This is a genomic window from Cohnella abietis (assembly GCF_004295585.1).
Classification (GTDB): Bacteria; Bacillota; Bacilli; order Paenibacillales; family Paenibacillaceae; genus Cohnella; species Cohnella abietis.
This window is the reverse complement of record NZ_AP019400.1, coordinates 1,806,302-1,829,310: the sequence shown is the minus strand read 5'-3', so window position 1 is coordinate 1,829,310 and position 23,009 is coordinate 1,806,302. Positions and strand designations below refer to the sequence as shown.

The 23,009-nt window shown below is 47.2% G+C and carries 22 protein-coding genes; 2 read left to right on the top strand and 20 right to left on the bottom strand.

The features are described from left to right. Positions 1-69 precede the first annotated feature (69 nt). Positions 70-873 (top strand): Cof-type HAD-IIB family hydrolase, encoded by an 804-nt coding sequence (locus KCTCHS21_RS07485; RefSeq protein ID WP_130606414.1) that lies wholly within the window; start codon positions 70-72, stop codon positions 871-873. Positions 874-969: 96 nt separating this feature from the next. On the opposite strand, the gene KCTCHS21_RS07480 is transcribed toward KCTCHS21_RS07485, so the two are convergent. The 5 genes from KCTCHS21_RS07480 to cysT form a co-directional block, all read right to left on the bottom strand. After that, a complete protein-coding gene (locus tag KCTCHS21_RS07480; RefSeq protein ID WP_130606412.1) occupies positions 970-1,899 on the bottom strand; it encodes a GNAT family N-acetyltransferase in 930 nt (309 codons plus the stop codon). 150 nt (positions 1,900-2,049) lie between these two features. After that, a complete protein-coding gene (locus KCTCHS21_RS07475) occupies positions 2,050-3,132 on the bottom strand; it encodes a sulfate ABC transporter substrate-binding protein (protein ID WP_130606410.1) in 1,083 nt (360 codons plus the stop codon). Positions 3,133-3,175: 43 nt separating this feature from the next. Further along, complete coding sequence (locus KCTCHS21_RS07470) at positions 3,176-4,240, bottom strand: sulfate/molybdate ABC transporter ATP-binding protein (protein WP_130606408.1); 1,065 nt, start codon at positions 4,238-4,240, stop codon at positions 3,176-3,178. Position 4,241: 1 nt separating this feature from the next. Then, positions 4,242-5,039 (bottom strand): sulfate ABC transporter permease subunit, encoded by a 798-nt coding sequence (locus KCTCHS21_RS07465; protein WP_130606407.1) that lies wholly within the window; start codon positions 5,037-5,039, stop codon positions 4,242-4,244. Then, positions 5,036-5,842: a sulfate ABC transporter permease subunit CysT gene (gene cysT, locus KCTCHS21_RS07460; RefSeq protein ID WP_408621794.1), complete on the bottom strand. Its 807-nt coding sequence runs from the start codon at positions 5,840-5,842 to the stop codon at positions 5,036-5,038. The genes KCTCHS21_RS07465 and cysT overlap by 4 nt, the downstream gene beginning before the upstream one ends. Positions 5,843-6,099: 257 nt before the next feature. Between cysT and KCTCHS21_RS07455 the strand changes: the two genes are divergently transcribed. After that, positions 6,100-6,501, top strand: coding sequence for a secondary thiamine-phosphate synthase enzyme YjbQ (locus KCTCHS21_RS07455; protein ID WP_130606403.1), 402 nt, complete (start codon positions 6,100-6,102; stop codon positions 6,499-6,501). Between the two features lie 10 nt (positions 6,502-6,511). On the opposite strand, the gene KCTCHS21_RS07450 is transcribed toward KCTCHS21_RS07455, so the two are convergent. The 15 genes from KCTCHS21_RS07450 to KCTCHS21_RS07380 form a co-directional block, all read right to left on the bottom strand. Then, a complete protein-coding gene (locus KCTCHS21_RS07450) occupies positions 6,512-7,144 on the bottom strand; it encodes a YigZ family protein (protein WP_130606401.1) in 633 nt (210 codons plus the stop codon). Between the two features lie 138 nt (positions 7,145-7,282). Next, a complete protein-coding gene (locus tag KCTCHS21_RS31465; RefSeq protein WP_179952663.1) occupies positions 7,283-8,089 on the bottom strand; it encodes a hypothetical protein in 807 nt (268 codons plus the stop codon). Between the two features lie 2 nt (positions 8,090-8,091). Beyond that, positions 8,092-8,655, bottom strand: a complete 564-nt coding sequence (locus KCTCHS21_RS07440) for a VanZ family protein (protein WP_130606399.1) — start codon at positions 8,653-8,655, stop codon at positions 8,092-8,094. Next, complete coding sequence (gene tuaD / locus KCTCHS21_RS07435) at positions 8,618-9,961, bottom strand: UDP-glucose 6-dehydrogenase TuaD (protein ID WP_130606397.1); 1,344 nt, start codon at positions 9,959-9,961, stop codon at positions 8,618-8,620. The genes KCTCHS21_RS07440 and tuaD overlap by 38 nt, the downstream gene beginning before the upstream one ends. 1 nt (position 9,962) lies before the next feature. After that, entirely contained in the window at positions 9,963-10,865 is a 903-nt protein-coding gene (gene galU / locus KCTCHS21_RS07430; protein WP_130606395.1) for a UTP--glucose-1-phosphate uridylyltransferase GalU, read from the bottom strand. Further along, positions 10,852-12,030, bottom strand: coding sequence for an aminotransferase class I/II-fold pyridoxal phosphate-dependent enzyme (locus tag KCTCHS21_RS07425; protein WP_130606393.1), 1,179 nt, complete (start codon positions 12,028-12,030; stop codon positions 10,852-10,854). Before KCTCHS21_RS07425 ends, galU begins: the two co-directional genes overlap by 14 nt. Before the next feature lie 30 nt (positions 12,031-12,060). Next, positions 12,061-12,747, bottom strand: a complete 687-nt coding sequence (locus KCTCHS21_RS07420) for an acetyltransferase (RefSeq protein WP_130606392.1) — start codon at positions 12,745-12,747, stop codon at positions 12,061-12,063. Next, positions 12,744-14,537 (bottom strand): sugar transferase, encoded by a 1,794-nt coding sequence (locus tag KCTCHS21_RS31920; RefSeq protein WP_130606390.1) that lies wholly within the window; start codon positions 14,535-14,537, stop codon positions 12,744-12,746. The genes KCTCHS21_RS07420 and KCTCHS21_RS31920 overlap by 4 nt, the downstream gene beginning before the upstream one ends. Before the next feature lie 25 nt (positions 14,538-14,562). Next, complete coding sequence (locus KCTCHS21_RS07410) at positions 14,563-15,600, bottom strand: NAD-dependent epimerase (RefSeq protein ID WP_130606388.1); 1,038 nt, start codon at positions 15,598-15,600, stop codon at positions 14,563-14,565. Further along, positions 15,597-16,835: a glycosyltransferase gene (locus tag KCTCHS21_RS07405; protein ID WP_130606386.1), complete on the bottom strand. Its 1,239-nt coding sequence runs from the start codon at positions 16,833-16,835 to the stop codon at positions 15,597-15,599. The genes KCTCHS21_RS07410 and KCTCHS21_RS07405 overlap by 4 nt, the downstream gene beginning before the upstream one ends. Further along, complete coding sequence (locus KCTCHS21_RS07400; RefSeq protein WP_130606385.1) at positions 16,813-17,415, bottom strand: acyltransferase; 603 nt, start codon at positions 17,413-17,415, stop codon at positions 16,813-16,815. Before KCTCHS21_RS07400 ends, KCTCHS21_RS07405 begins: the two co-directional genes overlap by 23 nt. Further along, positions 17,352-18,632, bottom strand: a complete 1,281-nt coding sequence (locus KCTCHS21_RS07395) for a hypothetical protein (RefSeq protein ID WP_130606383.1) — start codon at positions 18,630-18,632, stop codon at positions 17,352-17,354. Before KCTCHS21_RS07395 ends, KCTCHS21_RS07400 begins: the two co-directional genes overlap by 64 nt. Further along, positions 18,622-19,749, bottom strand: coding sequence for a glycosyltransferase family 1 protein (locus KCTCHS21_RS07390; protein ID WP_232058114.1), 1,128 nt, complete (start codon positions 19,747-19,749; stop codon positions 18,622-18,624). The genes KCTCHS21_RS07395 and KCTCHS21_RS07390 overlap by 11 nt, the downstream gene beginning before the upstream one ends. Positions 19,750-19,751: 2 nt before the next feature. After that, positions 19,752-21,101: a flippase gene (locus KCTCHS21_RS07385; RefSeq protein WP_130606381.1), complete on the bottom strand. Its 1,350-nt coding sequence runs from the start codon at positions 21,099-21,101 to the stop codon at positions 19,752-19,754. Positions 21,102-21,139: 38 nt separating this feature from the next. Continuing rightward, positions 21,140-22,978, bottom strand: a complete 1,839-nt coding sequence (locus tag KCTCHS21_RS07380) for a polysaccharide biosynthesis protein (RefSeq protein WP_130606379.1) — start codon at positions 22,976-22,978, stop codon at positions 21,140-21,142. Between the last annotated feature and the right edge of the window lie 31 nt (positions 22,979-23,009).

The following is a 23,009-nucleotide window of genomic DNA, read 5'->3' as shown; positions in this document are numbered from 1 at the left end:
GATATGGGTTACAATGGTACGATAATAAGTGTAATCATAAATTAGCTTCATACAGAGAGGGAGAAACCAATGCCTTACCGCCTTATTGCTATGGATCTAGACGATACTCTGCTAACTGACGAATTGACAGTGTCTGATACAACCCGCCAAGCTTTGAATGATGCAATCGCCAAAGGAGCGCATCTCACTATTGCTACTGGGAGAATGTTTGATTCCGCCCAGAAAATTGCCCGTCAAGTTGGGCTGAACGTACCGATCATTACTTACCAAGGCTCACTGATCAAAAATTTGATGGACGAAGAAGTATTATATGAGCGTTCCGTGCCAACTGATGTGGCTCAGCAATTATTTGAATATTGTCAGGCACATGGCTTACATTTGCAAAGCTATATCGCAGACAAGCTGTATGTTCAAGCGGACGGCGAAAAAATCCAAAATTACGCCAAACAATCTAATATTCCATATACGATCGAACCCGATTTCAGTCAAATCATTAAGCATGAAAAACAAACAAAGCTGCTGATCATCGACGAGCCCGCTCGTTTGGATGCTTTGCTGCCTGAGCTTAAAGCGCTATTCGGCTCCAAGGTGCATTTGACTAAGTCGAAGCCTAACTACTTGGAATTCATGCATCCCGAAGGCACGAAAGGCCACGCTTTACGTTTCCTTGCCGCTCATTACGGCATTCCAATGGAAGAAACGATAGCAATGGGCGATGCGATGAATGACCATGAGATGGTTGCAGCAGCAGGTCTAGGTGTTGCCATGGAAAATGCAGTTCCCGCGCTGAAGGAAATCGCAAATTTCGTTACCCTAAGCAACAACAACGATGGTGTCGCTCATGCGCTCCAAAAATTCGTTATCAATGTATAGTCAAAGAAGATCCTTCCCCTATTAATCAGGGAAAGGATCTTCTTCTTTTCAAGGACAGGCAAGTCCAACCAGACCTTCCCTAACCGCTCTTACTAATTACAACCCAATTCTCTTCTCCAAAGTGAGTTCTTTAATCGTGCCTCCAGGACGAACGATTAGCTCCTGATTCACAACCTCATAGCCCATATCCTGATAAAGTACCAAATTATTTTGAATGGACTGTCTCACCTTACAGCGGCTAACATTAAGCCCCTTCGTTATTCCTTGCTTCTCAATCCATTTCACTAATTGTTTCGCATAACCTCTTCTACGCCGTGCCGGTACGACAGATAGACGGAAAAAGTAAATCTCATCCCTATCATACTTAAACCTGACCATTGCTGTAGCCGTATCATCCTCATAGAGAATAGCTGCGGACTCACCTTGATCGCGAAGAGCGCTTAATACGGATTCATCCGTTTCTTCGAGTGCACTAGATGGAGGAATTGCCGTTCTATACTCCTCGAATGCAATGTGCATTAACGAATAGATAGTATCCGCATCCTCAGGTGTCGCTTCGCGAATATACACCTCTGGATCCTTACGAGATTTGGCTTGTGCTTTGTTCACATCCAGCTTCGGTTGCGCTTCACCAGAAGCATCTTCATCAACTGCTTCTTCTGCCAGCTGAGCTTCATCCTCATCTGTGGAAGGGGCTGATATTGCGTTAGCACTACGGAAATAAGAGCGCGTCGATTTAAAGAAGAACAGCAATACGATAACAAGAGACAACATAATCTGTATCATATCAATAGAAAACCAAAATACGACGAGGGAAATAATAATAGAAGGAAAGTGTTTTTTCTTACTTATTGAAAACAGTAAAAGGAGCATTGCGAGAAACGAGATACTAATATTAATCGCAGATGATGTCGAAAGTGGTTCAGCGGAGTTTCTAAAAAACGCAATCATAACCATAATAAAAAGGGCAATCTTGAAGAAGAGAATAAAACGCAATGCTCGAATTGTCGTTGGTAGTTTTAACAATATAAGTCCTCCCTATTTGCAGTCATACTTTAATTTCGTCAAAACAAACGCTGATTCCTGTCTAAATACGCTATAATTACAAAAAAAACAGCTTCACGAGAATAGCATGCCCGTGAAAGCTGTTTTTCACCCAATTATTCCCTCAATTTCTCACTGTCCCGCTAATACTTGATACCAAACTCCGCGTTTAGAATACAAGGTTTCGCGTACGTTATCCCAGCCTCCGAGATAATCAATGGTGAATAAATCCGATGGTTGGGGGAAATCATCCTGCATTTGCGCAGCAAGCTTATCCTCGACAGGGCGAAAGCCATGCTTGGCGAACAGCTTCTGTGCTTCATCAGAATATAAATAGTGCACGAAAGCGTCAGCTACCTCACGAACGCCATGACGATCTGCATTCCGCTCAACAACAGCTGCTGGATTTTCAATTAATATCGTGCTGCTAGGCACAACGATATCGTATTGTACACCTTTGGCTATTCTAGCTAGCAGCTCATTCTCATACGTTACAATGACGTCGCCTACTCCGTATTCAAAAGCCGCCATCGAAGCACGACCGCTTTTGTCCATGGACTCGATGTTACGGTGAACATCCTCAAGGAACTTTTTCGCAGCAGCTGGATCTTTAGCTCCCGTAGCCTTCTCCGATTTTTTCAAACCGGCACCATATATCGCATTGATATCCCATTGCGCTCCACCAGATGTCTTGGGGTTCGGATAGAGCACCTTTACTCCCGGCTTGGTAATATCCTCGAAATCTTTAATTCCTAGAGGATTTCCTACCCTTGTACCAAGAACGACAATGGAACGGGTAACCATTCCTTTGTAGGTGTCATCCTTCCAATTCTTTCCGACCATATTGGCTTTAACGAGCTTTGCCATATCCCCTTCGAGAGCTAGCAATGTAACATCAGCCTCGAAGCCTCCAATGATAGAACGGGCCTGTGTGCCTGATGCCTCATAGGATTCTTGAAAGCTTACCGTCTGCCCTGTTCGGGATTTCCAATCTGCTTTAAATGCGGGCAATATATCCTGCAGCGCATCCTTAGCAACCGAGTAGGCGCCTAGCACCAATGTTACGTCTCCATGAGCAATTGTGCCTTCAGGCTCTGACTGTGACTGATTACTAGCACCACAGCCAGTCAACATTAGGATGATTGCTAACATTATAAGTAAACCGGATAACCCGGTCTTGCGCGTAAATGAATGCTTCCGGTTTCCCGTATTCATTACCTACCTCCTGCGGTACCTTCGAAGGCTCCCGCCCAACCCGTTAAATATGAACCGGCATCGGATCTTCCTTAAGCTTATTTTCCATTACCCAGCTATCATTATCATTGAACAAGTACGCGCGATGGATCAGCACCTGTACCTCATCACCCGGATGGAGAATTTCCTTCTCCAGCGACCGATAGGTAACAAGACGTGTAGGACCAATCTCAACTTCCACTAACCATTCGCTACCACGGAAATGCACATGGCGAACGCGACCCTCTTCCGTTGCGGATATCAGATTGAAATCTCCTGCCTTGCCAACCTCTACATATTCTGGACGAATAAGTGCTTTCGTTCCCGGCCAATCAGAAGCAGTGCCGAATCCACGCAAGGAGGATACATCCTCAACAATAGTTGATTCTCCGATAAAACCAGCGACGAACGGTGACTGCGGATTTTTATATATTTCCCACGGGGTGCCTTTTTGCTCTAAGCGCCCCTTGTTTATTATCATAATTTGGTCGGCTACCTCAATGGCTTCGTCTTGGTCATGCGTTACGAAGATAGAAGTAATGCCGAGACGATCGATCATATCACGAAGCCACGAACGCAGCTCATGACGAATCTTCGCATCGATAGCGGCGAAGGGCTCATCAAGTAAAAGCAGCTGTGGTTCAGGAGCTAAAGCCCTAGCGAACGCAACTCTTTGGCGCTGTCCACCGGATAGCTGATGCGGGAAACGCTTTTCGAAGCCAGACAATCCTGTCAACTCGACCAGTTCAGCTACACGCGCTTTAATCTTCACCTTTGACCACTTCTTGACCTCTAGACCGAATGCGATATTATCCTCTACAGTCATGTGCTTAAATAGCGCATAGTTCTGAAATACGAATCCAATGCCTCTCTCTTGGGGAGGAAGATCGTTAACACGTTTGCCATGAAAAACGATATCGCCCTCGTCAACGGATTCCAATCCTGCAAGCATGCGAAGAATGGAGGTTTTACCGCCGCCGCTTGGACCGAGCAAGCCGATTAATTGACCCTTCTCGATCTGGAAATTTACATCCTTAACCGCTTGGAACTCGCCGAATTTCTTATTCAAACCGCTAACTTCAATATGCATCTTAATGCACTCCCCTTCTCGATTTGGCCCATTCCATGAGCAACAGCAAAGTGACTGAACCCGCTGCCAGCACTAAAGCAATTGAATTCGCAGCAGTGAGATTAAAATTTTCGACATCCTGATAAACGAGAGTTGTTGCTGTCTGAGTCTTAAAGAGAATGTTCCCGGATACAACAAGCACTGCACCGAATTCACCTAATGCACGAGCTACTGTAAGAACAACTCCGTAAACGACGCTCCATTGAATGGAAGGCCAAGTCACTCGCCAGAAGGTCGTCCAAGCGCTGGCACCCAATGTCGATGCCGCTTCCTCCTGGGCACTTCCAATCTCCTGCAGAACAGGCATGACTTCACGGACGACTAACGGGAAGGTCACGAACAAAGTCGCAATAATCATCCCCGGCAAAGCATAAACGATGTCAATTCCTGCCTTGTTGAATAAAGCACCTAGTGCTGTCTCTGGTCCTAGCAGGAGCACAATCATAAGTCCACCTATAACTGGGGATACGGCAAAGGGCAAGTCTACTATACTATTTAATAATTGCTTTATCCGTCTTCCTAGCCATGTTGCTCTTACTAGATAAAGGGATAGCATGACTCCGAACATCGTATTAATTACAGTAACAATGACAACAATTAATCCCGTCATGTATAGCGCGTGTAGTGTTTCTGGTCGGGATAGCCCCGTCGTAAACCCACTCCAGCCTTCGTTCATTGCGCCCATAGCAATTCGTATAATCGGTATAATAAGAAATATTCCGAATATAGCAACCGTTAATCCGATCCAAAGACGTCTCATCCGTTTTTCCTCCGCATCTGCACGTAATTAACCGTCCATAGAATGATGAAGGAAAAGGTTAGAAGCAAGACACTGACCGCGGTTGCTCCGATGGCATTGTCACTCTCAATTTCTCCAAAAATGTACACGGAGGCAATCAAGGTTTTGCCCGGAATATTACCCGCTACGAGGACGACAGCACCGAATTCTGCTAAAGCTCTTGAGAAAGCAAGCATTGCACCGCTTAAGATTCCAGGAAGCATGTTCGGCAGAATAACCTTAAAGAAGGTCGCAGCCTTCGTTGCTCCAAGGGTATAAGCCGCTTCTTCCTCCGAAGCATCCATCTCCTCTAACAGAGGCTGAACGGCTCGGATGACAAATGGAAATGTCACAAACACCATTGCGATAATAATTGCGGGTTGATGAAATAAAATGGTGAAGCCTAGCTTCTCAGCCCACTCCCCCACAAAGCTGTGAGGACCAAGCAGCAGCAAAATCATTAAGCCTGCCACCGCAGTCGGAAGCGCAAACGGTAAATCTACAAGACTGTTCAGCAAACGCCGTCCCGGAAAACGGTAACGGATTAACACCCATGCTGACATCGTTCCAATCAGCACATTCACAATAGTTGAGATAATTGCCAGCTTGATCGTTAGCAGTACGGCTTTCCAGGCTAATGGCTCCGTTACATTGTTAACGAAAGACGACCATCCCTCGGACATGGATTTCCCATAAATACCGAGAATAGGAAATACAATCAAGATCATAAAATAAAGCATGACAGCGCTGCGAAATCCCCAGCCCCACCATCTACCCTGCACCATGGAACTCACGTTGACGTGTACCTCCTGAAGCTTCGAGAGCTGTATATAAAATAATTCCTATTAAATTAGTTGGTATTGCTACTTTACCAGAAAACGGATTATCCCGTCAATGAAAAAACTGCAGTACATCCGCCTTTTTATTAAAAAATCTAATGTAATCTATTCATTAGCCTTATGGGCTGTGATATGAGTTCGATGTTGAACAGTTATGAAGGTATAATTAAATTAGCAATTGCTTATGAGAGGAAGGGTTGTCCATGCTATTACGAGAATCTCTGCGCACATCCAAGCGTGACGAAATGATTGATATTACTAGGAAGGTCATGTCTCTCGTAGCTAAGCACGGCATGCAGGAGGGGTTCGTTATTGTATATAGTCCTCACACGACAGCAGGTATTACGATTAATGAAAATGCTGATCCGGACGTCAAATTAGACGTACTCATGCGACTAGATGAAGTGTACCCTTGGAATCATCCCAAATATAGACACGCAGAGGGAAATACGGCTTCCCATCTTAAAGCGATTACAACCGGCACCTCGCAAACCATTATAGTAACCGGCGGAAAATTGCTATTGGGACGTTGGCAAGGGATTTACTTCTGTGAGTTCGACGGACCTCGGAATCGTGAATACCTGCTTAAATTTGTTGAGGGTTGAGGTTAACGGGTTATTCGCCTTCGATAAAATAGGTTTCCTCGCCGATCTCTAATACTGCCTGGCCTTGTGTCACATCGGTAATCCAATCCTGAAAGCGTTCCGCCTCTTCTGCTTCGGGCAGGCATTGTACTCGTACACGATCGGTAAAAAGAACCTCACCGACTCGGAAGCCTCTTTCTCGCAGCACATTTTCAAGCTTACCGTACCAGGTATAATCTACATCGACTATAACCTCACGATGCAGCACTTTTACAATTGGTTGTGCAGCATCAATACCAGCAACCGCACCATCCGTATATGCCCGAACTAAACCACCAGCACCTAGCATAATGCCGCCAAAATAACGGGTTACTACGACGACTACATTTTTCATGCCGCGATGCTTGATGACTTCAAGAATAGGTTTCCCTGCTGTTCCGCTAGGCTCGCCGTCATCCAGCGCTTTCTGGAATTGATCCCGCTCTCCGATTAAGTAAGCTGAGCAGTTGTGTGTGGCATTCCAATATTTCTTCTTTAATTCCTCTATGAAAGCAACCGCTTCTTCTTCGGTCTCAACAGGCTTAGCGTGACCGATGAAACGGGATTTCTTAATTACGATTTCTTCACTGCCATATTCTCTTACTGTTGTATAACGTGGTAGCATTTGCACTCTTCCTTCCTAACTTACATGAGGTACCTCAATAGATTCTAACATATGCAAAGAGGGTCGTCCTAAAGTAAAATCTACTTTAAGTCGACCCTCTTGCGTATCGATGAGGAATTTCCCTCATCTCATTGGCCATTATTTTGCAAGTTGTTTCAATAGAGTTTGCCCGAATAGAATATCATTCTGGTACTGAGCTTGATACTGCCGGATAATATCCAAGCTGTGTCCGCCCTTAATGAGCTTGGCGATGGTGTCATTAATGATATCCGTGTAAGTCGTTTCCTTATCCGCAAAAGCAGCCGATCCCTCTTTGTACAAGAGCGATTTCTCATGCGTAGTCTTGAGCTGCTTGAATCGCAGCGCAATGCTAGTTAACTCATGCTGAGCATTGATTTGGAGGGAGATCAGCTTATTCGTTGCTTCCGTCGTGATCTTATTGTACTCCTCCTTACTCGGCGTACCGTTACCATTGCCATTTCCGTTGTTACCATTACCGTTCCCATTGTTGCCATTACCGTTACCGTTGTTGCCATTGTTACCATTGCCGTTATTACCATTACCGTTGTTGCCATTGTTACCATTGCCGTTATTACCATTACCGTTGTTGCCATTGTTACCATTGCCGTTACCGTTGTTACCATTACCGTTGTTACCGTTGTTACCATTGCCGTTGCCATTATTACCGTTTCCGTTGTTACCATTACCGTTGTTGCCATTGCCGTTGCCGTTGTTACCGTTCCCCGGCTTGTTTTTCTTCGCCCAGTCTTCAATAGCTGGAAGCACCTTGGTATTCAACCAGCTTACAACAGCTTGTATTGATGCCTTGCTGTTTGCTGTAGCCTTTTCCTTCGCGCTTGCAGCAGATGCCTGTCCAGGCTGAAAGCCCGTGAAGACTGCGGCCGCGAATACTGAAGCGGCCAATATCCCGCACCATTTCTTCATTGTCATCCTTCCTTTCCACGTGGTTGCTCTTTGTTTTCCCGACGTCCCTTCCGATTCACCCACCATCGTTTCGTTCCTGTTGCAATCAACAAGCCCCCGGTAGCACCTACTAAGTCGATAATGACATCCTGTATCGCTGGGGTACGCATTCCCGATGCGGATTGCAGTCTCTCATCTAAGATGCTCACGAGTAACGTAAACCCAACTACTGCTGACGGAACAGCCCATCCTTTTACCCGTAATGCGGGAATAGCCATAAAGGCATAAGCTGCTGCTGCTGCCAAAACCATATAGACGCCAAGATGGGAACCTTTGCGAAACAAAAACTCAACGAATCGGTAAGGATCTTGCCGGGCAACGATTGTAGCGCCGTTATAATGAATCGTCATGTCAGGTAAATATCCCGCAATCACCTCCTTTGGCGCAACCTTATGCAAGAAAGGCACAATGCTTTGCTCCGAGTAAGTCTGCTGAGACAGAGTGAAAATCAACAGACACCACAGGAATACAGGTAATAGAAGAAAATATTTAGAAGTTCGCCGTATGAAGACCACTTCCCACCACATTGACAGGTCTGCGACCAATGGAATGATACGTAAAGCCGTGCTGTTGAATAGATTGCTGCGGAATGCAATTGCGTCCGTCAATGAGAACCGTTTCCTTCATTAACCTTTTCGCCTTCAGCAGATCCATACTAACGATCTCCGGCCACTCAGTCAGAATGATGCAAGCATCGCATCCCTCCAACGTCTCCTCTATCGTGTTGAAGTATTGAACCTCCTCTGGAAGTAACGGCTTGGCTGACTCCACCGCAATCGGATCAAACGCACGTACACTTGCACCTAGTTCCACGAGCTCTGGAATGATTGACAGCGATGGGGCATAGCGCATATCATCCGTGTTCGGCTTGAATGCCAGTCCCAGTACAGCGATTCTTTTCCCATCTGCAGAGCCAATGGCCTGCTTCAGCTTGTCCGTAACGAGGAGGCGCTGTTGATCATTCGTGCGAATGACTGCCTTCAGCAATTCGAAATCGTATCCCGATTGATCCGCGATATGTGCAAGTGCGAATGTATCCTTCGGAAAACAAGACCCGCCATAACCAATCCCAGCCTGCAAAAACTTCCCACCGATTCGAGAGTCGAGCCCCATGCCTTCAGATACCCGAGTAACATCCGCTCCTACCCGCTCGCAAATGTTAGCTATTGCATTAATAAAAGAAATTTTCGTAGCGAGAAACGCATTAGCAGCGTATTTGATCATTTCGGCGCTTTCCAGATCCGTTTGGAAAATGCTCGTCCCGAACGGAGCATGAAGCTCGGCGATCAACTTAGCTGCTTTATCACTTGTCGAGCCGATAACGGCCCGATCCATGTTCATGCAATCCGATATAGCCGATCCTTCCCGCAGAAACTCTGGATTGGATACGACATCGAAATGTACAGTTGGATACTTGCGATGGTTGGATATGATCTGCCGCACAAGCTCGCCTGTTCCTACAGGTACCGTGCTTTTGTTAACGATGACCTTATATCCGTTCAGATGCTCACCGATTTTTTTAGCAACGTCCTTCACATATCGCATATCGGCCTCACCCGTGTCTGACATAGGAGTGCCTACCGCAATGTATATAATATCTGATGCTTCAATCGCTTCACCGACATTAGAGGAGAAGAGCAGCCGTCCGGCAGCTGTATTCTTATCGATCAATTCCTTTAAGCCTGGCTCATAGATGGGCACAACGCCTCTCTTAAGCGAATTGATCTTCACCTCGTCAACGTCGCAGCAGATGATCCGATTGCCGATCTCTGCGAAACAAGTTCCCGATACTAGCCCCACATACCCCGTACCAATGACCGCGATTTTCTGCATCCTATTTCGCCACCTTATTCAAGAATGCGAGCTGCTGCTCGTAAGTTGCCTGGATGTATCCCAACACGTCGTCTCTCAGATCCTCGCGCTCCAATGCAAAGTCTAGCGTGGCGCGAATAAAGCCAAACTTATCGCCAACGTCATACCGTAAGCCTTCGAAATTGTAAGCAACGACCGTCTTGAGCTCGTTCAACCGCTTAATAGCATCAGTTAATTGAATCTCTCCACCCGCTCCCGGCTCCTGAACCTCTAAAATGTCAAAGATTTCAGGCATAAGGACGTAACGTCCCATAATGGCGTAGTTTGACGGTGCGGCTTTACGCGTCGGCTTCTCAACCAGAGAATCCAAGAAGAAAACCGACGGCTCAATGGATGAACCGCGAGGGGCGATAATCCCATATTTGGATACGTCCTCGTCACTGACCCGCTGCACCCCAACGACTGAGGAATTATAACGAGAAAATACACGAATTAGCTGCTTAAGGCAGGGCTCAGTTGATTGCACGATATCGTCACCCAGCAGCACGGCGAATGGTTCATTGCCTACGAAGCTACGTGCACACCAGATGGCATGCCCCAGTCCCTTAGGCTCCTTTTGCCGGATATAATGGATGTTGGCCATCTCGGAAATCGAGCGAATTTGCTCCAATTCCTTGTTCTTACCCTTCTTGCCAAGCGTCTCTTCCAGCTCGAACGATTTGTCAAAATGATCTTCAATCGCCCGCTTGCCTCGTCCGCTAATAATGAGGATATCCTCGATGCCAGAAGCAATCGCCTCTTCAACGATATATTGAATGGTCGGCTTATCTACAATCGGCAGCATCTCTTTGGGCTGCGCCTTAGTTGCGGGAAGAAATCTCGTTCCAAGGCCTGCGGCCGGAATAATCGCTTTACGCACTTTCATGTCGGAACCTCCATCCTCTAATACGCTCTTCAATACAAGCGATAACTCTATCCTGATCACGAATGGTCAAGCTTGAGCCTGACGGTAAGCATATTCCTTGCTCGAATAACCGATCAGAGACGCTCTCATTTTCAGAATGAGGATAATAAGCGCATCCTTGAAGCAGAGGCTGTCTGTGCATCGGCTTCCATACTGGTCTTGCCTCAATATTTTCAGCAGCTAATGCCTCTATAAGCTCATCTGCTGTCACACCTGCTGCTTCTGGATTAATAGTTAGTGCTGTGAGCCATCTAGTAGACTGACCATAAGCGGCTTCGGGCATAAGCTTGAAGCCTTTAATCTTTGAGAACGCATCTTCATACCGCTTGTAGACGGCACGCCGCGCTTCAACTCGTTCATTCAGAACCTCGAGCTGTCCGCGTCCTACGCCAGCAAGCACGTTACTTAGCCGATAATTGTAGCCCAGCTGGGTGTGCTCATAATGGCTAGCAGGGTCGCGCGCCTGAGTTGCCCAATGTCTTGCTCTATCTAACGCCACCTCATCCTGAGAGATTAGCATTCCGCCGCCTGAGGTTGTAATGATTTTGTTGCCGTTAAACGAATAGATGCCATATTGGCCGATCGTACCACTCGCTCTTCCTTTATAAGTCGCACCCAGTGATTCGGCTGCATCCTCGATAACAGGTACTCCATATCGATTGCATAGCTCCATAATGGGGTCCATATCCGCGCTTTGTCCGTATAGGTTAACGACAATTAACGCTTTAGGAAACTTACCCCTCCGAGCCGCGCTAGTGAACGCTCGCTCCAACGCTTGCGAGGACATATTCCAAGTTTCTTCATCAGAGTCAATTAGCACCGGCTCTGCACCCAAATACAAAACCGGGTTCACGCTAGCTACGAAAGTCAGCGAGGAGACGAATACAAGATCGCCAGAGCCTACACCGGCTAATCGCAGCGCGAGATGGATGGCCGAGGTACCGGAGCTTAGCGCAAGTGCTCCGTTGCAGCCTGTGTAAGAAACGATATCCTTCTCGAACCCCTCGACATTCGGTCCTAAGGGAGCAATCCAATTCGTATTGAAAGCCTCTCGAACAAATTCCAATTCCTTCTCGCCCAAATGCGGCGGGGACAAATAAATACGGGACTGTTGCTCTGTAATCATTATTTTCTCCCCTTCCATTTCTTGTTGTAGTTAACCGCCTGCTAGCTTCAGATGGACACTTGGGACCAATCCGTTTTTGGCACGAATATGCGAAGCTGGAACACCTACAGCCGTGCAATCGGCTGGTACATCGCGAATGGCGACAGCACCTGCACCTAGCGTGCTCCATGCTCCAACCGATACTCCGGGAATGAGGCAAGCACCTATTCCAATGTGTGCCCCCATTTCAATATGGACACCTCCAGCCATTGCAACTGCTGGTGAAATATGAACGAAATCCCCGATTACACAGTCATGCTCGACAACCGCATTCGAATTAACAATCGCGTGTTGGCCGATAACCGCATCTGCATTTAGTACAGCACCGGCAAATATGACACTGCCATGACCAATCTTCGCGCTTGGACTAATGACTGCTTTGGGATGAATGATTGTGGCGTACTTCTCTTCGGGCAAATTAAGCCGTTTGACTATCTGCATACGGATGGAATTGGTTCCAACCGCTACAACAACTCGTGCATCCTCAATCTGGTTGAGCAAGGATTGAATAGAAGCCAGTGGTGCGTGGAGAATACCGCCTTTAATCCGGTCTGATTCATATTTGTCATCAGCGAATGCTGCGACTCGATAGCGACCGGAGGCTACAGCAGCATCTGCCGCAACCTTACCGTGACCGCCCGAGCCGATAATAATGAGCCATTGTACCTTCTCTGTCATGAGGATCCCTCCATTGTTCTAGCTCCTGTAAATTTGCCAACCGTAGCATGGCCTTCCTGTGCAATTCCTTCTCTCCTAACTACTTTTAGAGCAGTCAGCATCACAATTCTCAAATCTAGCAGGAACGATTGCCTATCAACGTACCAGCAATCTAGCCGGAATTTTTCCTCCCAGGAAATGGCGTTGCGTCCATTCACCTGTGCCCAGCCGGTTATTCCCGGACGAACATCGTGCCGCCTAGCCTGATCAGATGTATATAAATCTAAATATTCCATTAATAAGGGTCGTGGTCCGACGAGACTCATGTCTCCTTTGACGACATTCAACAATTGAGGCAGCTCGTCTAGGCTTAATCGCCTCAGTAGCTGTCCGAAAGCTGTCAGCCTAACCCCATCAGGAAGCAATTGACCCGAAGCATCCCTCTTGTCCGTCATCGTTCGGAACTTAAATACGTGAAACGGTTTACCATATAATCCAGGCCGCTCCTGCTTAAACAGTACAGGTGAGCCTAGCTTTAATCTCACTAGTAAAGCTGTAAGCAAATAGACAGGTGATAGAACTATTAGGGCCGGAACGGAAACAGCAAGATCGAAGGCACGTTTGACGAATGCTCTCCTACGACGATCCCTCCAAGAGAGAAGTCCCTTGCCTGCTGCTGGATCAAGCTCCTTATACATCGCGCTTAGCCGTTGGACAACAAGCTGTTCGGTATATTCGCTCTTAATAACCTCTCTAGCTTCCTTGCCCATTCGCTGTCTCAGATCTACATCGTTCATCACTCTCATTAAGGAATCTGCTAGCAAATCTGCTCTCCCTAATGGAATCAGTTCTCCGGTCTTCTCATGCTTTACTAGCTCTCGTGTCCCCAGTGCATTAGTCGCAATAACGGGCTTGCTGAAAGCCATTGCTTCCATTACAATCCGGGGAATTCCCTCCTTATCGGAGGTCAGAACGACAGCATCAGCTAACTTCAGGTGTTGATAGAGTGGTGATTGATGCCCAATCATTAGAACGTCATTGTTCAGTCCAAGCTCACTAATCTGTTGCTTAATCGTTGACTCTAACGGCCCCTTGCCTGCCAACAGGGTAATAAAGCTCAGCTGATCTTTCGACTTTAAGCTGCTCAATGCTGACAGCAGCATGGCATGGTTCTTCACTGGCTCGAACCGCGCTGCCATCAGTAGCACACCGCGCTCAGGCGGTATTTCATATGCCGTCCTCAGTAGCGATAAGGATGGATCGGTTATTTTGTGCTGCTCCTTAGTAAGCTTGTCCAGATCAACACCGTTGCCTTCCCAGAATACGGGCTTGTTTGGAGCTAGCGTGCGCAGCTTCGGTATATCCTCACGGTTCTGGGAGGACAGGGCATGACAGAATCTCGCGCCGATTGCCTCTAATAACCGATATAGATGAAATGCCTTTCTAGATTGCCCCTCGAAGAAGGGTAAACCATGACTCGTATGAAGGATAAGCGGAATGCCTGCCAGCTTTGCTGCTATTCTTCCTAGGACGCCAGCCTTCGCCGTGTGCGTATGGACGATATCGAATTTTTCCTTCTTGAAAAGACGTCGAAGCTGCCAAGTGGACTTCAGATCATCCCAAGGACGTATTTGCCGGTTCATCGGAATAATATGAAGCTTGAGATTCGTTCCCGCCACGACCTCATCGATATACCCTTCACTGGAGGAAATAAGATGCACGTCATAACCGTTATTTCTTAGTAGCTCTAGCTTATCGACTAGTATTTTGTGACTCGTTGCCGACGTACAGACGTGGGCGATTTTCTTCATTATTTCCCTCCTTTAGCTTAGTAAATTAAGTGGCTGAACCTTGTGCGACCAACGCCCTCTCATCTTCATATTCTTTGTACCAGTCAACAAACCGACGCAAGCCTTCCTCAATAGGAGTTGATGGATAGAAGCCGGTATCGCGCCGCAATTCGTCGATGTCCGCGTAGGTTGCCGTCACATCTCCCGGCTGCATAGGCTTATACTCGATTTCTGCTGGTTTACCAACAGCCTGCTCAATGGTCCGAATCATCGTCATAAGCGGAACTGGCTGGTGGTTGCCGATATTGTAAACCCGATAGGGTGCGCTGCTGCTCCCTGGATCTGCTTGCTCTCTATCCCAATCTGGATTGCTCTCCGGAGCAAGAGGGATAATGCGAACGATGCCTTCAACAATGTCGTTAATGTATGTGAAATCCCTGCGCATCTTCCCCTCGTTAAAGACGGGAATCGGTCGACCTTCCCTAATATTCTTGGTGAAAGAATAATAGGCCATATCTGGGCGACCCCAAGGTCCATATACTGTGAAAAACCGTAGTCCCGTCGTCGGTATGCCATACAGATGACTGTAAGAATGAGCCATGAGCTCGTTCGCTTTTTTCGTTGCGGCATAGAGGCTCACAGGGTGATCTACATTATCGTGAACTGAGAAAGGCATAGATGCGTTCATGCCATACACTGAGCTTGAAGAAGCGTAGATGAGATGTGGGACACTATTGTGTCTGCAAAGCTCGAGAATATTGCCGAAACCTACTAAATTCGAATCGATATAAGCACGTGGATTTTCCAGACTATATCGAACTCCAGCCTGTGCAGCCAAATTAATAACGGCTTCTATTTTCTCCCCAGCTATCGCTTCTTCCAATGCAGCCATATCGCAAATATCGAGCCGGTAAAAACTGAAGTTCGGATGATCTTGTATTCTGGCAAGACGATCCTCCTTAAGCTTCACGTCATAATAATCATTCATGTTATCAACGCCTATGACACGCCGACCTTCCAATAACAATCGATGGGCAAGATGGTAGCCGATAAAGCCGGCGGCTCCCGTTATTAGGATTGTCATGCCATTCCTCTCCCTTCACTCTCCAGCTCGTTAGTACGTGCTTCGACAAATCCTTCAGAATATTCACGGAACGATTGCCAGAACCGTTCTCTTCTATCGTCTAGCTTGATTTTCGAATAATCAGCGGAGCGGGCGAAATTCCTTTCGGCCTGCCTGATCATCCATTTGCGATTATTGGCGTAAGCGGCCATCTGTTGTGCGAGTAACCGATCATTGCCTGGCTTGTGAAGGCACGCCTTCTCCAGCAATTCCGGTATTCCTCCTGCTGTTGACCCAATTGCGGGACAGCCTCGGCTCATCGCTTCAATCGTTGCGCGGGGCAAGCCTTCTTGGAAGCTAGGCTGAATATAGAGATCAACCTCGTCCAGCCAGTCCAGCACCGCGTTTCCGCTTGGTAATACTCCGTCAAATCGGACGCTATCGGTTAGCGACAATTCCTTAGCTAGCTTCATCCATCTCTCTTGTGAGCCGTCACCTAAAATGCGGAACTCGAAGGGTGGAATTTTCCCTTTTACCCGAGCTAATGCTTTCATTGCGACATCAATTCCTTTGGTGCTTCCATTAAGAGAACCAATTAGACCGAAGACTAGCTTCTCTCGCTGATCCAAGGAATGAATTCTCTTAAGCCTACGTTCCAGCACTTCCTCTCCGGATTCCGTAATCTCAACATTCGAGCACACTCCGACTTGACCGTTAGGACAAGGATATCTTTGCTGCAAGAAGGAGTCCGTTACGTACATCGCGAATGGCGCCTTCGCCACTAGAGATTTTGTCTTATGAAAAGCAAATGGAGCATATAGCTTGCCTTGCAGGTTGCCGTAATTCCATAGCCCGTCCCAAGCGCAGGCGACTACTTCAACAGCAAAGGGCTTGCCATATCGCCGGGCAATTCGGATGACCTCCGAACCAAGCTCACTAGGCATTCTTGCTATGACTGCATCTGACTGTAAAATGGCATCCGTCAGCATCCGGTCAACATAGCCTTTCTTAGTCAGCTTATTGATGGGATTGCTCAGGGAAGGCATGACGAGAAAATCAACATTCGGTCCGCTTGATAAGGTTTTGCCAGCGGGATCGGCGTCAGCCGGCAGCTTGCGTCCTCTTCCGACGACTGTCATAGTGTCGAATACGGATAAATATCGCTGCCATACTTTATAAGGGAGCTTTCCACCGGAATAAAATTTGCCGGACTCGTTGTAATAGAACGTATGATCATGAGCCCACAGAACGTTCATACCCTCCACCTCCTTTAATTGTTTTAATAAGCTTCGCTGGTATTCCGCCAACTACCGTGCCTGCTGACACCGATCGTGTGACGACCGAGCCTGCCGCAACAACTGATCTTCCTGACACCTCTACCCCCGATAAAATCCGGCAGCCACAGCCAATCCACACATCGTTTCGTATATGGATCTTGCCGGTAACAATCGGATTGTCACGAATGGGAAGTGCTTCGTCATTCCATGTGTGCTCGAATGATATTAATGAGGTCTGATGAGCAATTGAAACATCGTTTTCAATTTCAATCCCTCCGAAAGCATCCAAGTAGCATTGCTTGTGAATGCTGACATTGCTCCCGATAACGAGCCTTTCTGGATAACGGATTTCAACCCCTCTCCCGACAAGCACGTTATCTCCGCAGCGCAGAGCCTGTCTTCTCAGCAGACAATAACGCACCGACACTCCAACCACATCCGGAAGCCCATCGCTTAATACCCATAGCCACCGAAGAAGCGGTCTCGGAACTATTTTTAAGGTGAACGTAATGATGCTGAGTATGGCTTTAGCTCTCCGGAACTTATCCCTTCCTCGCATGAAAGCACCTCCTTATGAACCCGCTTCGGTCTTGTCAGCTTGCCTAGCCAAACCATTGTATAAGCGCTGAATACGTACAGCAGTGGTAATATCGGTAGCTTCTTGCGTACCATGTTGTCTCCAATTGTGCCCACACCGTAATCCAGCTCTCGCGTGACAATCGTGACGTAACCGACCAAGATGAGAGTGCAGGCATACGTGAATAGGACAAACAGAACAATTTTGTAAAACTTACGAGTTTCCGGCGCATTGATATACACCATTACTGCACCTGCAATAGATAAGGACATGAACAGTGCCTCTGCGGTTCGATACATCATTACAGGGTCCCAATTGGCCGGATTAAAGGGGTTGGGACTAAGGAAGAGAAATAGCGTAAGCAATCCCGCATTGATTACTCCCGAAAACCCGGTGAATAAGAATACGATTCCCGCAGCCCCGACTGTGAAAGTAAAGGCTGTTTTTAAGTGACCCTTATAGAGAAGGTAAATCCCGACTGTATAAACAAAGGCATAGTCCCGGAGGCCCGTCGCATATAGCAGCACAATAATGAACCATATATACTTTTTTCGGATGAGCAGCAGAGCTCCATACATTCCTAACAAGGCGCAGGTGACATCTTTGGCGAATAGAGACGACATGAACATGAACGACGGGCTAATGAGTAGTCCGAATATGATCCACGAACGAAATTTATTATCAGTAAGCTCAGGCAATGGATAGTTAAAATGATCTCGACATAATTGATAGGTTTGTTGCACCACGACTAGAAAGATCAAAGTATTAAATACGACAATAGTCAACGGATGATCAATCTGCATTCCCTTGAAGAATGGCATGTAGAGCATTCCGTAGACTGGATAGGCAGACGCATTAGACCAGTTCGTAACGATGTGCTCCCATGCAAAATTGAAGAAGGAGCCGAGATCCGCGAAAGCTACCACTTGCTCGTAATAATGCTTTTCGTCAGGTCCTCTAAGCGGATTAAGCGTCTGCACATAAACCAGCTTGCCGATCACCATGACCACGAAACCAATGAACAGCAGCTTAGGAGAGTTCGGCCAGCGCATCAATCCGACAAGTGGAATGAGCATCGCAAAGAATAAAATAATTCCTGTTTCCGTATCCCATTGAAAGAGTAAGCCGGAAGCAGCGAAGATCAGCACCGTGTAGATAATAATGAGCAGACGACGGCGAACATCCCGCTTAACCTCCATACATCCGCTCCAATTGGAGAACGCTTTGTCCGATGTCATATCCTTTATCCCGAATAGCCTGATAACGGGTATCCCAGGTTGGTGAACTCTCTGGAGCGCCCAGCTTAAGCATCTGTCCCGCCCAGTCCCCCGCCTTATCCAGAGAAAGTCGTTCTACCAATCCAATTCCCAAATCTGCCTCTTTCGGCACTCGATCAGATACTAGGCAAGGAACGCCTGCGGCTTGTGCTTCAATGAGTACGATTCCTAACCCTTCGTAAAGTGAGGGAAGGAGAAATAAATCCATTGCTGCCATTAGCTCGGGAACGTCCTTGCGAACGCCTAGGAACGATACATAATCCTCCAATCCCAGTTCGATAGCTTTTGCTTCCATCTCTGCTCGCAGCGGGCCATCACCAATAAGTAAAAGATGCGCATCAGGTCGAACATAGAGGAATGCCTCGAATCGTTCGAGTAGGAAGGCATGATTTTTCTGTCGGCTGAATCTCCCAATATGTCCGACGATGAACCTGTTCCGCGGCAGGCCTAGTCCCTCTCTTGCCTTCATTCTGCTTACAGGTAATGTGGCATATTCGGATAGATCAATGGCATTTGGAAATACCGTTACCCTCCGATCTCCCCAGCATTTCGTTCCGAAGAGCGATTCACATGCCGCATTGGAGCAGCCAAGCATTCCTGTCGCATTAGATCGAATCAACCTGCGCATGTGTGCTCGGTACAGGGTGCGAATCCATGTGCCGCGCTTGCTATCATTCGTATTGTGGCTGTGACTGATTCTTACCGGTACACCCATCTCCTTGGCTATCTTAAGCACGTACCCGCTAAATCCGAAAATATGACTGTGTACCGCATCATAAGGTCCATGATTTTGCAAATTGGATGCTAATGCTCGGCGGAAATTCCACAAGCCTTTGTTAGGATGGGGATGCCTCACGATAGTTCCGCCAAGAGCCGCAATTTCATCGTCGTAGAACGCCTTCTCCTCCGTCTGCACCCCGAAATGAAATTCATAACGCGACCGATCGATATGACGGTACACGTTCATTAACAGAGATTCGATACCTCCTGGATGCATTTTACCGACCATGTGAAGTACTTTAATTTTACGGTTCATCATTATCACCCTCGCTTACGATTTACCAAGGCTTGAAGTACGCTTGTATCAATCTTCAGCTTGCTACGGACGACGAATACCATCGCGATAGGCCAGAAAGAGCCCGCCACGAACGTCGCCACCGCTGCTCCCTCCATCCCGTAGGACGGAATAAGAATGGCATTCAATGCCACATTCAACAGCGCGGATACAACCAATGCTTTGGTCAGTATGCTTTCATGACCTGTCATGGTCATAACCATGCCGGTCTGTCCACACAATGCGCTAACAAACTGCCCCGCCGCCATAATAAGGAGCGGTACATAACCAACCTCGAACTCTGCTCCGAATACCGCCATTACCTTCTTGCCGAACAGTAAGAGGAAAAGGAACACACCTCCCGCAAAAGCAAGTGAAGCTATACCCGAGGTCGTGCATATTTTCTGTAGCCGTTTCATGTCCTTCTGTGCGTAAGCTGCCGACATTAGCGGCGCTGCCGTCATGTTAATCGCCGTCATGGCGAAGGTAACTAATGCTGCAATGCGAACCGCTGCGGAGAAAATGCCCGATTCATCAGTGCCATGCAGCATCCCCATCATGAGTACTCCCATCTGTCCGAGGATCAGATAGATGCCAGCGTTCATCATGAGCGACAATGATGTCTTCATCCACGCTTGGGAATGAAATTTAGCTTCTTGATTCCGCAGATGAGAGCTCGTCTTCTTGCGGAGCACCCAAGCGCCAAGTGCATAGGTAATGCCCAGTGAAACTCCGAATAGAAGCATCGCCATAGGAGCCTTAGAAGGAGCACTCCATACATATACTGCTGTGTACAGACAACCAATTAGCAGGATAGGACGTATGATTTTCTCAGGCATCTGAGCGAAGAGCACCTCATTCAATGCCTGTAAAGCACTTTGCCTAAGCGTCGCTAGAGCCAGAAAGGGAACGAAAAGCAGCCCAATCGTAAAGGTGTTGAATAAATCAGAATCCATACTCCCCTTATTGGCCCAAAGTATGCCAAAGCCAATGAGAACAACGGCTAGCGATAAACCCAAGGACCATTGGTTCGAGTATCGAAGCAAGCCCTTTACGGCTCCCCATTCCTGCTGCGAGCGGTAAGCAGATACATATCTAACGATCGTTGTATCGAAGCCAAGCTTCGCCGGAAAGACCAGGAATGTTAGTACAGTCATAACAAAGGAATAATGACCATATCCGTCGACACCAAGCTCACGAGCCAAGATGACCTGCAGCAGAAAAGCGATAATCATACCCGTAACATTGATCAGGAACGATGTGCCGCCCTTTCGCGCCAATATGCGGGTCACGGTATGCGAAGATGGGGTCGGAACCGTCACATTCGCGGCTTTCATTTCATTATTTCTCCCCTTTATCAAATAGGTTAACTTGGTTAAGAGACATTACGGTAGGTCGGAACGAGCTGTCTTAGCGTATTTCGTATTTCTTCTGGGTCTTTGCCTAATACTCGCTCTAATAAACGGATTTCAAATTCTAGCTCTGCCCGATTAATCTGAGAAGGCTTGCCCACATAAATCCGATTATGCCTTGTGGAGGTTAGACCTTCTTCCTTGGTCAGCAATTCCTCGTATAGCTTCTCCCCTTCACGAATACCGCTAAAGGTGATGTCCATTCCTACACCAGGCTCGAAGCCTGATAAACGGATAAGATCGACAGCCAAATCGTAAATTTTGACGGGACTACCCATATCGAGAATAAATACTTCTCCACCCTGAGCGAACGCACCCGCCTGTATAACCAATTGCACCGCTTCGGGAATGGTCATAAAATAACGAACCATCTCCGGATGAGTAACCGTTACAGGCCCACCAGCAGCAATTTGCTGCTTAAAGCGAGGGATAACGCTGCCTCTGCTTCCAAGAACATTACCGAATCTCACCGCTACAAATTTTGTTTTACTATGCTTATCCAAGCCTTGAATGTACATCTCAGCAATCCGTTTGGTTGTTCCCATAATGCTCGTCGGATTAACCGCCTTGTCTGAAGAAATAAGCACGAAGCGTTCAGCTCCGAACATATCCGCGCAGTCAGCTACATTTTTGGAGCCCAGCACGTTGTTCTTGATCGCCTCTGATGGATTGCGTTCCATTAGCGGCACATGCTTGTGAGCTGCGGCATGAAAGACGACTTGTGGATTCAGCTTACGAAAAACTTCTTCCATTCTCGTACGGTCCTGCACATCCGCAATAACGGTTTCCAGCTTCACTCCCGGGAAAGCAGTGAGCATCTCCATCTCGATTAAATAGATGCTATTCTCCCCATGACCTAGCAATATGAGCTTATCCGGATTAAATGGTGCAATTTGACGGCATAGCTCCGAGCCAATAGATCCACCCGCTCCGGTAACCAATACGACTTTACCTTCGACGTATTCGGCTATTCCTTTCAAATCTGTGCAGATTGATTCTCTGCCGAGCAAATCCTCAACGGAGACATCCCTAATTTGCTGAGCGGCTGCCTTCCCCTGGATGAGATCTTGAAGATGTGGCACAAGTCTTAGTCGGGCTTTTGTGTTCTTGCATATGTTTACGATTTCCGATATTTGTGTTTTTGAAGCTGTCGGCATTGCAATAATGATTTCTTCAATTTCCTTAGCTGTCACGATTGAAGGAATATCTCGTCTTCCCCCGAGCACCGGAATTCCGAGCACCTCCAGCTTATGCTTGTAAGGATCATCATCTACGAAGGCGACTGGATTCGCTTGGTAGGATTCATTCTTAAGCAATTCCTTCGCGAAAAGAGTTCCGCAATTTCCAGCTCCGATTATCAATGTTTTCTTCAGAAAAGCTTTCTTGCCTTTCCGGTACTGATGATTGCCGAAATGGTCACAAGCAACACGCCATATAAACCGGCTGCCCCCAATTAGAAAGAGCGTCATCATAAAGCTTTGGATCGGAGCGAATAGAGGTACACGAGATCCTGCTGCTATTGCAGTCAAGGCGTATGCCAGAATGTTACTGACAGCTGCTGCTTGAAAGAGGGCTGTTAACTCCCCTATGCTGGCATATTGCCACAAGCGACGATACAGTCCGAAGACGAACATTGCTGCTGTTCCCGTTAAGGCACTGACGATACCGTAACCGGACGCCAATGCAGCCATATCTCTCGTTAACGTTCCTCCTTCATGTATGACGAATGATAAATATACGCCCAACCATAAAACCACGAGATCGAATACGATCCAAGTCGGCACTCGTTTGGATACACTCACATTGTTTCCCCTCCCGATTTATAGCCTGCGG

Excerpts from the sequence above, each read along its gene's own strand:
- KCTCHS21_RS07485 (WP_130606414.1), top strand. The coding sequence starts at position 70 with ATGCCTTACCGCCTTATTGCTATGGATCTAGACGATACTCTGCTAACT.
- KCTCHS21_RS07475 (WP_130606410.1), bottom strand. The coding sequence starts at position 3,132 with ATGAATACGGGAAACCGGAAGCATTCATTTACGCGCAAGACCGGGTTA.
- KCTCHS21_RS07470 (WP_130606408.1), bottom strand. The coding sequence starts at position 4,240 with ATGCATATTGAAGTTAGCGGTTTGAATAAGAAATTCGGCGAGTTCCAA.
- KCTCHS21_RS07465 (WP_130606407.1), bottom strand. The coding sequence starts at position 5,039 with ATGAGACGTCTTTGGATCGGATTAACGGTTGCTATATTCGGAATATTT.
- cysT (WP_408621794.1), bottom strand. The coding sequence starts at position 5,842 with ATGGTGCAGGGTAGATGGTGGGGCTGGGGATTTCGCAGCGCTGTCATG.
- KCTCHS21_RS07455 (WP_130606403.1), top strand. The coding sequence starts at position 6,100 with ATGCTATTACGAGAATCTCTGCGCACATCCAAGCGTGACGAAATGATT.
- KCTCHS21_RS07450 (WP_130606401.1), bottom strand. The coding sequence starts at position 7,144 with ATGCTACCACGTTATACAACAGTAAGAGAATATGGCAGTGAAGAAATC.
- KCTCHS21_RS31465 (WP_179952663.1), bottom strand. The coding sequence starts at position 8,089 with ATGAAGAAATGGTGCGGGATATTGGCCGCTTCAGTATTCGCGGCCGCA.
- KCTCHS21_RS07440 (WP_130606399.1), bottom strand. The coding sequence starts at position 8,655 with ATGTGGTGGGAAGTGGTCTTCATACGGCGAACTTCTAAATATTTTCTT.
- tuaD (WP_130606397.1), bottom strand. The coding sequence starts at position 9,961 with ATGCAGAAAATCGCGGTCATTGGTACGGGGTATGTGGGGCTAGTATCG.
- galU (WP_130606395.1), bottom strand. The coding sequence starts at position 10,865 with ATGAAAGTGCGTAAAGCGATTATTCCGGCCGCAGGCCTTGGAACGAGA.
- KCTCHS21_RS07425 (WP_130606393.1), bottom strand. The coding sequence starts at position 12,030 with ATGATTACAGAGCAACAGTCCCGTATTTATTTGTCCCCGCCGCATTTG.
- KCTCHS21_RS07420 (WP_130606392.1), bottom strand. The coding sequence starts at position 12,747 with ATGACAGAGAAGGTACAATGGCTCATTATTATCGGCTCGGGCGGTCAC.
- KCTCHS21_RS31920 (WP_130606390.1), bottom strand. The coding sequence starts at position 14,537 with ATGAAGAAAATCGCCCACGTCTGTACGTCGGCAACGAGTCACAAAATA.
- KCTCHS21_RS07410 (WP_130606388.1), bottom strand. The coding sequence starts at position 15,600 with ATGACAATCCTAATAACGGGAGCCGCCGGCTTTATCGGCTACCATCTT.
- KCTCHS21_RS07405 (WP_130606386.1), bottom strand. The coding sequence starts at position 16,835 with ATGAACGTTCTGTGGGCTCATGATCATACGTTCTATTACAACGAGTCC.
- KCTCHS21_RS07400 (WP_130606385.1), bottom strand. The coding sequence starts at position 17,415 with ATGCGAGGAAGGGATAAGTTCCGGAGAGCTAAAGCCATACTCAGCATC.
- KCTCHS21_RS07395 (WP_130606383.1), bottom strand. The coding sequence starts at position 18,632 with ATGGAGGTTAAGCGGGATGTTCGCCGTCGTCTGCTCATTATTATCTAC.
- KCTCHS21_RS07390 (WP_232058114.1), bottom strand. The coding sequence starts at position 19,749 with ATGATGAACCGTAAAATTAAAGTACTTCACATGGTCGGTAAAATGCAT.
- KCTCHS21_RS07385 (WP_130606381.1), bottom strand. The coding sequence starts at position 21,101 with ATGAAAGCCGCGAATGTGACGGTTCCGACCCCATCTTCGCATACCGTG.